We start from the raw sequence: 13,285 nt of genomic DNA, 5'->3' as shown, positions 1-13,285 counted from the left end.
ATAGCCGATCGCTTACCCACTCCGCCAGACGGGGTTTCCTTGCCGCTTACCGCCATGCTGATGTACGCGAACAATGAGGTGCGATCATCTGGACAGCGGCATCAAGGGCAGCGGCAAGAGCGTCCATGATCCGGCCACCCGCACCCGCCCGCCGCCAGCGAACGAAGCGGTTCTAGCATGTGGTGTACGGACCAAACATTTCGGGAAGATCACGCCAAGGCGCTCCGGAGCGCAAGACCTAGAAGATGCCATTGATGACACGAAGGTCATTCACCCGAGGAAACGCCATCCGGCAGCATGGGCTTGATGGCAATCCATTCTTGGTCGGCGAGCGCGTAGCTCACCCCTATGGTCGACTATCGGATCAGTTAAGTCTAAACTTGCCCAACAAACAAGCTCCCGCTTAATAGTCCTCGACTCACGATTGTCCTAGCCGGTCTGGCACCGATCGGAAGCGGGCGCGAGGATTTCATCGGCACTCGTTGAGAGATTATAAATGCTTGTGCGAAGGTGAACTTGCTTGTGACCAAGTCGTCGGCGTTACTTCATCATCACTTCGACCTCTGCACGAAAAGCCTGGCGCGAGGCGTCTCGTGAATAGAACATATGGTCGCCGGGAAAGACTACAAGCTTGACGCGCGGTGACGAGGCAAATGGCGGCAATTGATCGAGCACGATCTGTGATTCGAGATAAGGCGTGACGAGGTCAAACAGGCCATGCCCGACCAGCAATTTCAACTTCCGGTCCGTTGCCAGGATCTGGCGCAGCTCCGAAACCGACTCCGGAGGGCTGCGGCCGAAATCCAAAGCTGCGCGACCGTGCGGTTGAGCAGCTCATACGAGCCGTCCGGCCGCCAGTTAAGCTTGCGCGTAAGGAGATCGACAGTGGCGCTGGTCAGAGGCGCCAGCAGCGTATCGCTCGAGGGATCGCCGGAAAGGCGGAAATCGGAGTCCGGATACGGATCGAAGCCGCGCACCGAGGCGTCATAATTGCCGATTAACTTGCCGTTCTTACGATCGAACTCACGGCGGAACTCGACAAGGTCGAAACGGCCCGCGAGCCTGCGACTCACCGCCGGGTCGATGCCGGTCAGCGCCGCGGTCTTGTCGGCCAGACGCGTGGTCGCTTCCTTGTCCGCCTGGCCTTTGATGAGATCGCTCAGAAACTCGCCGCGTGCATAAGCTTCCACGTCGGCGAGATCGGCTCGCTTTACCGGACCCTTGGCTTCACGTAGGGTCGCGACATAGCTTGGCAGCCTTGCGACGTATTGCAGCAAGCTCGTGCGGGCAAACTGGCTGGAGTCGAACACTGGCGAGAGCATGATCAAGCCCTTGACGCCTATGCCCTGCCGCATCTGTAACTGGTCGACAACCTTTGGCCCGCGAATGCCACCATAGCTTTCACCCGCGATGTACTTCGGCGACAGCAGCCGGTCATGCTTTTCGAGCCAGCGGCGGACCACCAGGGCGAGCGCGTTGACGTCGCCCTCAACGGAATAGAGCCGCTTGCGCGCATCATCGCCGGTCCCCACGAAACGGCTGTAGCCGGTGCCTACGGGGTCGAGAAACACCAGATCGGTGAAATCGAGCTAAGTTTCCGCGTTTGGCCTCACCTCCGGAAATGTCGATGGCGTGACCTCGTCAGCATTGATCGGCAACCGCCACGGTCCGGCACTGCCGAGCTGCAGCCAGGCCGATGATGCGCCCGGTCCGCCGTTGAAGAAGAATGTTACCGGGCGCGTGCCGCGATCCGTGCCGTCAAGTTGATAGGAGGTATAGACGATGTCGGCCTGTGGCTCGCCCTTGTCGTCGAACAGGCGGATGGAGCCGGCGGTCGCGAGGAAAGAGAGCGTCCGCCCAGGGAGCTCAAGCGTGTGCCTGCTGCTGGAGTCCGGCGGGAGGCGATGCTGCTCGGGCGTCGACGGCATACTCGGCGTTTGGCCGGCGTCACCCTTCTGGCCGGCCGGCGTCGTGAGCTGGGCGGGCGGCGGCCGATCGTCGGCGCCCGCGCTCCACATTATCCCGCAGGCAAACAGGATCAGCGCAGGAAAGGTGCGGCGCACCGCGGTCAATTGCATCGAGTTTCTCCTGTCCCGGCGCGCACCTTGAGCGCGAGGCGTGTCTATCAAAACGGCTCTAACCACTAGCTCACGCCGGGGAACAACAAAACCTACTCAAACCAGTAGCCGTCATCATGGTACCTGATCAACCCAGGCGCGAGCCTGTCATTCTTAACAAATCTAACAGCGTGACGCCTGACAGCTACAGCAAACGCTCCTACAGAAGGCGCAATGTTAGCAAGGGCTGCTTCTGCCGGCTCAAGGATTTCCGGCGCGTTACAACTCGCTACGACAAGTTTGCGAGAAACTTCTTGGGTGCCGTTTACCTCGCCGCCATCGTCACCTATTGGATAATTGAGTCTGGCTCCTAGCACTACTTTGGCAGAATCTGTTTGCGCCATTGGTTTTCAAGGATTTGTTTTCGGCAGTATGGACAGCGTTGAGACGGTGGCCGAAGGATGAGATTGACGATGGCGTGACGTACGGCGGGCATGGTTGGCTGAGGCGGCGGCCCGTTGATACTTTTTCCGCCCCGCGTGTGCGAGGCGGCGGTGTTGCAGGAAGGCGTAGGCAATCATTGTCATCAGGGCGTGGCGATGAAGACCCTGCCATGATCGCCCTTCGAAGTGATCAAGTCCAAGTTCCTCCTTCAACTGCTGATGCGCCTGCTCACAAATCCATCTTGCCTTAATGGTGGCGGCCAGTGTGCGCAGATCCGTCGCCGCCGGGAGATTGGCGAGATAGTATTTCTTCTCTCCTGAGGCACGTTGCTCGCCAATAAGCCAAGCTTCGTCGCCCGGGAGATGCTGCTGACCCTTATCCCAAATCCGCTGCGGAGGGCCGTCGGCGGTGCGGACACGGAGAGCAGCAAATCGGGCTTTCAGCCGACCTTTCGTCCCGCTGCGCCAACTCACGGTTTTCCATTTGGCGCTGGCCAGCATTTGTTCTGCCGCGATCGATAAAATATCTGGTACGTGGTGCTTTCGTGGTTTCCCGCGGACTTTGGTAATCGGCCAAATGAGCTGTACATCAACCGGGTACACCTTGAGGTGCCGAGGGATGCCGACAGCCCAGGCCAGTCCGCGTTCTGTTAGCCCTTGTCGAAACGGTGGCGCTGAGCCCGTATCCTGCATCCGCCAGCACACATCCGAAGCGAACGTTGGCTGCCATCGCGCGGTCAATCTCGGCCAAAGCAATTTCCGGCTTGGACCGTGCCGTTCGGTGTTCGACCGGCACGCGAGCGCGCTTTAGACGAGACAGGTTGCTCGTCCAGCTGTCAGGCAGAAAGAGACGCAACGCGACCATCACCGGCACTTCACCTCGCGCAAGCGTCAAAGACACCAGCGTTTGGCAATTTGCCGTTTTGCCGAGAGTCGACGCATATTGAGCTGCAACACCAACCGAGCGTTCGCCCTTCTTCGGGATCGCGGTGTCATCAATAACCAGCACTGCATCCTTGCCGCCGACAAGCCGGTCGGCCTGGTTGAGCAGCTCGGATTCCAGCGGTGACGCGTCCCAGACACCATCGGCGATGAAATGGTGCAGCTGATCGTAGTTGCCGGTTGCAAGGCGTTCTGCCATCGGCTGAACGCTCTTGCGATCGCCAGGACCGATCAATCCCGCAACGTACAGCGGACACATCCGTTGCCGGGTCTTATGACCCAACCGGTCCAAGAATGGCACCAGCCAACGTTCGAGTTCGCCTTCCCATTCCGCCATGGTCAGCCCTCCAAGAGCTGACCACCCATGAATCATTGAAAAATCGATTCGGGAATCCTAATAAAAACCCAAATCCAACAATCTGCCAAAGTAGTGCTAGTTCAGCTTTGCCAAGAAGGAGTTGATCGCGTCAGCACCTTGTTTTGGCTGCTGGCACATCCACCAATGACCTGCCCCTTCTAAAATCGCGACCTTTGCGCCGGCGCGCTCGGCACAACGGCGCGCGAGCGTCTGCCCGCCGGAGTAATGGTCTTCTGTCGCGATCAGCGCTAGGCCAGGTTTGGCGGCTGCCCGTGGCAAGCCAATCCCGAGATCGCGCATGATCGGTTGCGCGGCCGATCTGTACAGCGCCAGGATTGCCCTGCCCATCTCGCCGTTCGCACCAGCAGCGACCTTCCGCGCGATCGCCGCGGTCATGCCCAAGCTCTCGTACCGACGGGCTAGCGCTTCGGCCGGCATGCTTGCCATTTGCGCAACCGCTTGCTCTCCGACCTGTGGCGTCTGCCAAGTCTGCGCCAAGTCGTGCCAGACGTAATCGGGGTGGAACGCGCCCAGAATATCGACCGCCCAGGATCGTATTAGACCCGGATAGTCCATCGCAATGCGCATGACATGTCCCCCACCCCAGTCATGCCCCACGAGATCAATCGGTTGCGCCAAGTTCCCGAGTTCGCCAACAAGCCAGTTGCGATAAGCATCAACAGAACAGTCAAAGCCGGGTGGGAGAGCTGACCCAAATCCGGGCGGAGAGAGACGAATAATCTTTTGGTCGCTCAGATGCGGGACCAGATCGTCCCAGATCGCCTCGGTTTCAGGATTTCCGTGAACAAGAACGATGGCCATCGCGAGTTTCCCTCAAAGCAACTCTGTCGCACAACCCCTCGATAGCACTGCCACAAAGAATGTGGCGCCACTGGTGACAGCGATGCGTCGCGTACATTGGCTTCCCCAACCGTCGCCTCTAAAAGTCCATCGCCCAATAGTGGCGTGCGTGACAACAACGCCAAAGTTCGTCGCTTGGCAACTGCGAGAATTGGCGGTGCAAGAAAGCTTTGTCGGCTGTTGGCGCATCGCGACATATTGCGCTAGCGGCACGAACTTGGTCGCTATCGGAGCAAAGCGGACGTGTCACAGTGACACGACGCCGCGGGGGTTTATAGGTACACGGCCTCAGCCCCACCGTGAAGCTCATGTCTCTTGGATCATCATAAATCTGGACACGGTCTTCCAAAGGTTTCCTGCGAAGAGGACTAGAAGTTATGAACTGCTCAACGGCGCGGTCGGCGAGCCTGGGATTTCGGCGGCAGCCCCCCGCAATCGCTTTTGGAGCTGCGCCAGATCCTTGCGACGGACGCGAAGATGCGCGTACTGGTCGGGCATGGCCTGTTCGATCTTGCCATGCCCTATTTCGGCTCGAAGATGGTGCTCGATCAGTTGGCCGCCTACGCCTCAGCGCCGCGGATCAGACTCGTGTTTTTTCCAGGCGGTCACATGTTCCATTCACGCAACCCCTCGCGCCAGGCTTTTCGCACAGAGGTCGAAACGATGATCAGGTACGGGCGTGTGCTCATCGAGCCGGCCGCGAACTAAGTCGGAAGTTTGTCCGCGAATCAGGAAAGACGATGAGCAGACGTGCGCGCCGGCACCCGTCATTCGAGGCCAAGGTAGCGTTAGCCCTGATTTGAGGCGGGATGGAGCTGACCCAGCTGATTCAGCATTTCGACGTGCATGCGAAGCAGATCACGCAATGGAAGCAGGATGTGGGCCTAGGTAGTTGGTGCTGATCCCGGCAACAGAACGAGCGCATGCGCGATCGATGTAGAGACGCTGCACGCCACAATCGGGGAGCTGAGACTGGAGAACGATTTTTCAGAAGGCGCGCTTAGCAAAGCCCGGCTGCTGAGCGCAAAGCGAGGGACGGCTATGGGTATTACTGCTCAAAGGCAAAAGCTACCCTGAGCTGGCGGGTCACTCGCGCCAAAGCGCCAGTACCGTGTGCGGACGGTCGTGCGGCCTCAATGCCAACGTGATTATTGGTACGTGCCCGCTGTTGCGCTGACAGTCAGTGTTGACGCCAAAACCTCATGGTACCACTATCGAAACCAACGATAATAGCTTGCTGCAAACGTTCGGCGTGGCAGGTCTCTGTCTATCGCGTGTATCGCCGCTGGGGCGAAAGACCCTATCGTACTGGCCAGAAGTGTGTCGGGCGGTGGACGCACTCAGCTTCGGGTCGAGATAGCCGGCTCTACGCTAGAAGGTCACCACTTATTTCCATTGTGGCCTGTTCGCGACCGCCTGGCTACCCGTCCGGCAGCGGCCCATTCGCGAGCCGGCTAATGAGACCTCGGCGAGCAAACGCGCTGATGTCGATTGGCCCGCCGTGCACTTGTCGCTTTAACGACCCCACTCCTCGACATCACTTAATCCAAGTCGCTCAGATCATAGGCATGTTCTAGGAGGAAGCGGCCGGCATCTTCGATGAGATTGGCGGCGGCGCCATGTCTCCCAGCTCAGAGCAGTCACGGATGCGGGTCAACTGGGATGCCGGCACCGCATTCGGCGCTCTCACCACTGTGCTGTTGTACGGTCTTAGATCCGGATCTGCTCAGCTCTTTATTGATTTACCGCAAGGTGCCCTCCGCAAGACATCCATATTAATTGCCGTGGAATGTGGAGCGGAAGTGGCCACGTTACAGACCATAGGCCTCCGGCCTTCAGACATACGGTCTATCAGCCGATGGAGTTCGATCATTATCGCCGAGCTTGACGTCGATGCTCCTGCTTCCGGCCGTGGACTATAAGAAAGCGATGGCATGGCTTGACCACCGAACGCACTTTGCCGGCGAGAGCTGCGCTTGCCCCTACCCGGCGCCGACCCCCAGCAGCGTAGTTCGCGGACTGGCCTAGCGAACCGACCCTGATGCCCCTGCAATTCCATCGCGCCGTCGAAGACATGGAGATATGGAGCGCAAGCAGCGACAAATATTCGTTCGTGATCAGCTTCCAGCGCCCCACCGGTCCTGGCTTTCGCGGAAGGTTGGGCTACGTCGCATCGTGGCGTCCGCTTCATCGGGGCCGGGGCGCGATCAGGGTTCTCGGCTTGCCCCTCCAAAGTTTCGCCGAGGCCGAGGCCGCCTGCAACACCATGCTGAATTATCTGAAGGACGACACTGATTCCAGTCGCTAGCAAATTTGAAGCCTCGCTGAAATGACGCGATCGCTCCGCCTGCCGCCCAGGATATCCGCACGATCAACTCGCAGCGCTCAAACCAGCCGTCTGAGGGTGCATCCCCGACAAAGAGGACAAAACAGTCGTCTGCACTTTGCGAATCCGCCAATACGTGCATGCTTAAGAAGGCCGCATGCAGGCGCTGACGGAGCTCGCTCGCGCCCTCGAGCCGTCTAGGGACGGGCGAGGATCCCATCGAAGGATCAACGGACCTTTTCTCTCTGACAAGGGAGCCACTGACTGAGTAGGCCGTTCACCGCCATCGGCTGACCGACAAGGATCATGTCAATCACTTCATGTCGGACCATCCGAGCGTCGTCAGCCGGTCGCAGGTGGCGTATTGCAACGCGCAGCTCTCGCGAATGTGCAATAATTGATGTGCTGAAGTTTGATGCACATAACAGAAACGCCTTGCTCAAGATCATCTTCTGCAGGCGGCATCGTGCCAACGCTGCATGGTCGAGGATCAACTGAGCCATCACCTCGTGAGGACCGCCTGCGTTTCCGCCGGCAGCTCCGGCCACGCGGTTACCAATAGCGTTGGTATCGTCTTCCTGACATGCTGTCTTGCGCGCCACGAGTCCCTCCCCGATCCTGGTTGCGAGAGGCTCCGGATGGCGCCAGAAACCAGGGCAGCTGCTGGCATTCGATCCCGAGGCGAGCTCGAGAATTGGAGAGAGCGCCGCAAGTGCGTCGACGCTGCGAAACGGCTGAACTGTCACAGGTTGAGGGTAAGGACCATATCCTCCGATCGAAGATCCATGCTGGAACCTACAGCAACGATCCGCTTGCGATCCATCCAGCGTGCAGCGAAAGACGGTAGCATCATCCTTGCGACAGCTCCGTGAGTGAACTCGGCGACCAAACCAAGGAGGATGCCGATAAGAAACCTCGCGAAGGCCAGTCCTGTGGACGGCCTCAATTAAAACGAGGAAGGGCCTCACGGCGCGGTCGGCAATCGGCCGCTAATCTTGCTGCACAACCACATCCGCGCCACCAGCCGGCCAACGTGATCAGGGCAAATTCTAGCTTCAGGTGGTCCCAAAATTCGGTCTCGCCGCACCACGCCCCGAGAGCCAAACTGCTGCTGGATCCAGTGGCAGGTCAACCGGAGCCATCACTGTTCACGAATGAAACAGTGCTGCCCTTCAAGCGGCAACTAGGCTAAGACGACCTCGATGATCTTCAACCTGTGTTGCTGGAGCAAGCGGCCAAGCTCGCGCGTGACACACGATCCGACCAGAGTCTTCAAATACATCTTGACCAGATGGCGAGCTTCACATTGTCCCTTGGAGACAAACGCTTAGCGGCATCATCCTACTTCTTTATCGTGATCAAGCGCTACCAAATATGATAGGTATGACCTGTTGGTCGTTGTGATACTTTCCTGATGGTTCATGATCGAAGCTGAGTAGCATTACAATCCTTTCAGGCCAGGAGATGTCGAATGCCCGCGATAACAACCGGAGACGAGAAACGCGAACGACAGACACGCCCAGAGCCCGCACTGGCGCCAGCATCAGCCTCTGATAAAGGTGGCGCCGCGCATGGCGCTGGAGAATCGGCAGAAGCCGCATCGCGCATTTCACTTATGTTTCCGGTCTGGCAAACATCGATCGAAGCGACAGCAAATCTGTTCGCAGCGGCACTAAACGATGGACTCAAACTGATTGCTTCCTCTCTGCACGTTCAGGCCACTTATCTCAAAAATGTTGCCGACTCCAAAACTCCCTCTGAGCTACTGAGGTGCCACCTGGATCTTGCGGAGCAATCCTGGTCGAAATCGTTCAGTCAAGGCTCGAAGATGTTGGATCATTTTAGAACGCACCCATCATCTGCGGTAAGGTAAGCTATCGCCAAGATCGAATAGGGACCGCGCTCTATTCCCTGCGGGGCGGTACATGCGGCTGGCGATCGTATAGAGCGCCTTCAATGGCTCCAACCGGACCCGTCCGCTACCGCCTATGATTGACTATGAATTCCACCTACCAAAGTTGCTTACGTTTGTACCTCCTAGCCACATTGACCGAGCGATCCACCCCTCGCAAATTGCACCTCAATGTAGTCCAGCGTAAAAGAGCGGGACCGCTAATTCAAACGATGCGTCGACAACCGGAGATAATCCCCTCACTGGGTGACCAACCGGCTTCGGTGCGCAACTTCGCTCACCTGCGTGATCACGATGCCTCTCCAGCTTGAGGGCGGCCTCGGCGAGCTGTACTTGCGCTCTACTGCCGCAATGATGGGGTGGACGGCCCCCCGAACGGCATCGATGTGCCAGACCGAGAAGCCGCTCTTCAGCGCAGAGCGTTTCCACATCAATGTTGAGAAGGTCCTCGGGCTTCGAGCAACGGGATAAAAGGTTCACGCGTCAGCATCTCTGCTCACGCGAAAGCACGTAACACTCTATCTGATCGTCTTCTCTATACATGATTGATTCGCCGCACTACCGCGCCAAACTGCGCGCTTCTAAGAGGGAGTGCGGCGGGTCGAGTTGCTTTCAGTTACCAGTTGAGCTGCTTAGTAGTTTCGTCAGCATCTGCCTGACAGGCCGACTCATAAACGGCCTTGTCATCCATCCGAATGCACCTACCGCCAATACGCTAACCGTAAAAAAGCCAAGCGCACTCCAAACAGCCATTTTCATTGTAGGTCCCTCCTGCTTCTGTTGAGTAGTTTGGCCAAAAACGTCCTGCGAGGCACCTACCAAAATTGGCTAGGGGCGGGTATCAACGTTGCGCTGTGGTTGCCGAACACGTTGGTTGCGATGTTAGCAAGTGAACACGGGAACACTTGGAGTCCGAGATGGCGACCCGCGCACGTATTCGTTGCATTTAAAAGAGGCATCAGAACAGCGCTCCGACGCGCGACGCAGTCTTACCGCGGATGATCCACGTCGCGCCCGGATCGATGTCGACGAAGCAGATCAGCCACATATCGACCCATTTTTCTTCATCGGTCCGCAAGACGCCCGGCGGCTTGCGATCATAGATCATGCGGCGCTCCTGGCTTTTACTTATTCGGCGGCGTGCTGCTCTCGTGCGTTTTCGCATACTCCTTCCGGCTGATAGCGTTTCGGTGAAGCCGTCGAGCGCGCTGTCGACGCCTCGATGATGGCTTGGAGCCGCATCTTCATCACGTGCGCCATCAGTTCAGATCCTTCAGCCAGTCTGTCCGCCGCTCCGGCGGTTGCAGCCGAGACTGAAAGGCCCCCTCTTCGCTATTAGCTCGGCCGAATGCTGGGTGCGCCTTCGCTTACTTAGTTGATTCATTGACGTGATTTGTCGTGCGTCGCTGAGAATTTTCAGCGCCACGTAAAACGCGCGTGCTGTTCATTCTGTTTCCGCAGCGCGGTTTTGTGCCTCGCAAGCACCATCGCCGGCCCCCCTATTCTTTCTCGCGAGTGACTACGCGGGGGTACCTGCTCGTCAGTATAGTCCTCAACGATCAATTCCATCTCTGTGGATGTAAGTTGCCGGAATTGCCGAGCCTTGCGATCAGCTATGACCTTTATCTTATCAAACTCAGTCGACATTCTTTGAGCCATTGAATTCACCAAGTCACACTAGTAAGGTAGCCAGTCCGGTGGACAGCCCCTGATTCAGGTAGGTGAATCAAACACGAAAAGACCGCGTTCTTCTGTGCATGCGGTCTCACATGCGGCGTCACGCCAATAGCGGGAAGATTGGCGACATGATCGGCGCGGTGCCACTTGCCGCGTAACCCTGCCGGCTACAGCCTGCCCATGCCGGTTCTCCATGCTGGCGTGGAAATTTCCGCCACTATCATCGTCGCCGCTGCCGTCCTTGGGGCGAAAGGCTCTTCTATGAAGCTAGAGGCTTCGATCAGCGTTCCGATCTACCCGAGAAGTGCTCGCCAACAGCAGCGCCTTGACCTGCGGATGGTTCAGAAGCCGGGTCATGAAGTGCGTGGTCTTGGTGAAGCTGGTCAGGTCGCGGACGGGATCGTCGGGCGAGAGCCCATGAACTGGCCATGCAAAGGATTGCAGACCAGTTTGCTCGATCAACTGACGCTCACAGCGATGCGTAGAACACGTTCAGCAGCAAGGCACTCAACAATTGCTCCGCACGGATCAATGACCCCCTCCCTGGCATAGAACCTCCCAAGGCCGCTTCAAGTCACTAAAAAGAAACCGCTCTGATCCGCCCTGCAACGCATGATCATTGCCACCGATTCGAGATGACAAAGTGAATCGTCAAGTCGGCTTGCTGAGGGTAAACTGCGTCGCGTTCGCATGCCCCACGGGCAAGCACTGCGTCGGCCACCGCGGTGCGCATGTCTAAATTATCGCGGTCCAGCTTGGTGACGCGTTAATAATGTGCGCTGCGAATCTTGCAGGCTTCATCGAAAGCAACGTTGACGGCCGGGAAATTGATATCTTTCATGGGCTGCTTGAAGCTAATGAGGAAAGGGCCGTGCGGATTGATGCAGTCGACACGTGCTCCTCCGGTTGCCTAAGGTCGCGCTTGGATCAAATCGGCTCCATCCCTTAGCGACGGAGTTCATTTCTGCGGACAATTTCGGCCATAGCTCTGCCTCCGATGAGCTAAAGGTTTGGTTCTTGAGCGCGTACATTACGAACTAGGTCTCGAGTTGCTCATGAATATCAATTACATTCCAAACCTATTTTGCGCTGGAATCATGATTCCGATTTGCTCCTCGGACGGCGGCGATGTGCTCACATTTCTGGCGAAGCTCTTCTGCGCAGCACAGGAGTTAGACGGTAGGCTGCTGCGCACCATGCGCGCGCAGAGGTTCGAACGTGCTAGCGACACAAATGTACTGCAAATCTGCGATTGCGAATTTGCGACTCAGGACACTAGCTCCGCTTCAACACCATAACTAGGCGGTCGACACGTTTGCCTTCCTTCAGATGGGACGCGATGATTTCGTCGATATCCTCGGCGGTGGTCGGGCGGTACCAGATGCCGTCAGGATAAATCACCATTAAGGGACCTGCGCTGCAAAAGCCGAGGCAGCCAGCCGCCGTGAAGCCGACATCGCTGAGAGCTTGTGCTTCGATCGCCTTGCTCATCCTGTCCCACAGGACTTGCGCGCCGGCCGCGCCGCAGCTGCCGTGCGGATGTGTTGGCGGACGCTGGACGTGACAAGCAAAGACATGGTGTCTGTAGAGTTGAGGAAGCTCAATTTTCTTTTCTGAGTTCATGCGCCTGCCATTCGTGCGATTGGGTTCATCTGAAGAGAGACAAGGTAGGAGTGCATCGCCCCTAGGGCTGAGGGTGTCTGCGTAAAGTCGTGAAGCTCTGCACCCATTGTCCCGTTGAGCGGCGCATACACAATCTGATGCTGCTTTGGCTCTTCACTGTGAAAGCAGCCTGAATGACGCGGGCGCCGCAATGATCGCCCTCGCCGCCAAGATATGTCACGGACACCTCTAGCATCGGAAAGGCCTTTCCGATCAGGGCTTCAATGGCTGGTCCGATCATCGCCATTTTCCTTGCTCCCGCGTTGCCTGTCTGCTCCATCATCCGTCTTCATGCAAGCTTCGAACCAAGATGCGGGAGGTCGTGCTTCTGCGCCGATCGTTCTCAATCTGTCGAAGTAGAACTACCAGTCATTGTCACGTTGGCTACAGAAACGATCTCTTCTGTGGCGGAGGTGACAAACATCGAGCCGCACACGCGGATCAAGCTTTTCGCCAGCGGGGCCAAACTAGCCGGAAGATCCCCGTTCTTCCGGATGGCCCGGCTCTTGCAATGTCACGCGGCAGGAGGATTGTAGCGATCACCATGACTGTCGTCTTCTCGCAGGAGCCTATGCATTTCGGCGATCTTCCCGATGGGATCGATGCTTTGCTGCAACAACGCTTGATCGGGCGCGAACCGACCGCATCTTTAGGCAAGCGCTGGACCTTCCGACGAGAGGCATGTGATCACCGAGCTTGGCTTCCGCGAGATCGCAAGCCAAGCTGGCTAGGAGCCCGCTGGCGCCGATGGCAAACCGCAATCAGCGATGCCTGTGGCGCCGGCCCTTCACGCTGTACGCCTTGAGGACGCCTGCCTTCGATCAATTGATTCCCAGGGCGGAGACCTCGATTACAAGACTACGGTCAACGGATAAGCCCTTTGAATTGCCGCGCGTGACTGGGGTTTGTACTTCGCAAGGGTGTTCTCCCCCTACGCGCACGGCCAATCTGGTTTCGGCGAGTCTGAAAGAACTCCCGATACAGGATCGTTATCTCACCCTAGGTGGTGTGGACACTTATCGCAGCCATAGGACGGTGGCAGCGAGA

6 protein-coding genes and 6 pseudogenes are annotated in these 13,285 nt (G+C 57.6%); 5 read left to right on the top strand and 7 right to left on the bottom strand.

All coding sequences use genetic code 11. The features are described 5' to 3' along the window. Nucleotides 1–82: 82 nt before the first annotated feature. A pseudogene (locus tag CQ14_RS41725) lies at nt 83–344 on the bottom strand (transposase); the annotation flags it as partial. 196 nt (nt 345–540) lie between these two features. Then, a pseudogene (locus CQ14_RS00600) lies at nt 541–2,018 on the bottom strand (S10 family peptidase). Nucleotides 2,019–2,218: 200 nt separating this feature from the next. Here CQ14_RS00600 and CQ14_RS45460 point away from each other — a divergent pair. Then, nucleotides 2,219–2,431, top strand: a pseudogene (locus tag CQ14_RS45460) (IS5/IS1182 family transposase); the annotation flags it as partial. A gap of 36 nt (nt 2,432–2,467) precedes the next feature. Here CQ14_RS45460 and CQ14_RS00590 read toward each other — a convergent pair. Both CQ14_RS00590 and CQ14_RS00585 read right to left on the bottom strand, forming a co-directional pair. Further along, a pseudogene (locus CQ14_RS00590) lies at nt 2,468–3,815 on the bottom strand (IS701 family transposase). 60 nt (nt 3,816–3,875) lie between these two features. Next, nucleotides 3,876–4,622, bottom strand: a complete 747-nt coding sequence (locus CQ14_RS00585) for an alpha/beta fold hydrolase (protein WP_199805401.1) — start codon at nt 4,620–4,622, stop codon at nt 3,876–3,878. A gap of 412 nt (nt 4,623–5,034) precedes the next feature. Between CQ14_RS00585 and CQ14_RS00580 the strand changes: the two are divergent. The 3 genes and pseudogenes from CQ14_RS00580 to CQ14_RS45455 all read left to right on the top strand — a co-directional run. Next, nucleotides 5,035–5,369: pseudogene (locus CQ14_RS00580) on the top strand (peptidase S10); the annotation flags it as partial. A 32-nt stretch (nt 5,370–5,401) separates the two neighbouring features. Next, nucleotides 5,402–5,662: pseudogene (locus CQ14_RS47975) on the top strand (IS3 family transposase); the annotation flags it as partial. Between the two features lie 1,040 nt (nt 5,663–6,702). Beyond that, nucleotides 6,703–6,969, top strand: coding sequence for a hypothetical protein (locus CQ14_RS45455; RefSeq protein WP_057856018.1), 267 nt, complete (start codon nt 6,703–6,705; stop codon nt 6,967–6,969). Between the two features lie 245 nt (nt 6,970–7,214). Here CQ14_RS45455 and CQ14_RS00570 read toward each other — a convergent pair whose 3' ends face one another. Next, nucleotides 7,215–7,589, bottom strand: coding sequence for a hypothetical protein (locus CQ14_RS00570; RefSeq protein ID WP_156434592.1), 375 nt, complete (start codon nt 7,587–7,589; stop codon nt 7,215–7,217). A gap of 869 nt (nt 7,590–8,458) precedes the next feature. On the opposite strand from CQ14_RS00570, the gene CQ14_RS41715 reads away from it, so the two are divergent. Further along, a complete protein-coding gene (locus CQ14_RS41715) occupies nt 8,459–8,860 on the top strand; it encodes a hypothetical protein (protein ID WP_082649629.1) in 402 nt (133 codons plus the stop codon). A gap of 997 nt (nt 8,861–9,857) precedes the next feature. Here the strand turns inward: CQ14_RS41715 and CQ14_RS43105 are convergent. Next, nucleotides 9,858–10,007 (bottom strand): hypothetical protein, encoded by a 150-nt coding sequence (locus tag CQ14_RS43105; RefSeq protein WP_156434591.1) that lies wholly within the window; start codon nt 10,005–10,007, stop codon nt 9,858–9,860. Nucleotides 10,008–11,851: 1,844 nt separating this feature from the next. After that, the gene (locus CQ14_RS00550) at nt 11,852–12,199 is read right to left on the bottom strand and encodes a (2Fe-2S) ferredoxin domain-containing protein (protein ID WP_057856013.1); all 348 of its coding nucleotides are present in this window, start codon (nt 12,197–12,199) and stop codon (nt 11,852–11,854) included. Nucleotides 12,200–13,285: the final 1,086 nt, after the last annotated feature.

The sequence above is a fragment of the Bradyrhizobium lablabi genome (assembly GCF_001440475.1).
Taxonomy (GTDB): Bacteria; Pseudomonadota; Alphaproteobacteria; order Rhizobiales; family Xanthobacteraceae; genus Bradyrhizobium; species Bradyrhizobium lablabi.
This window is presented reverse-complemented; position numbering and strand designations above follow the sequence as displayed.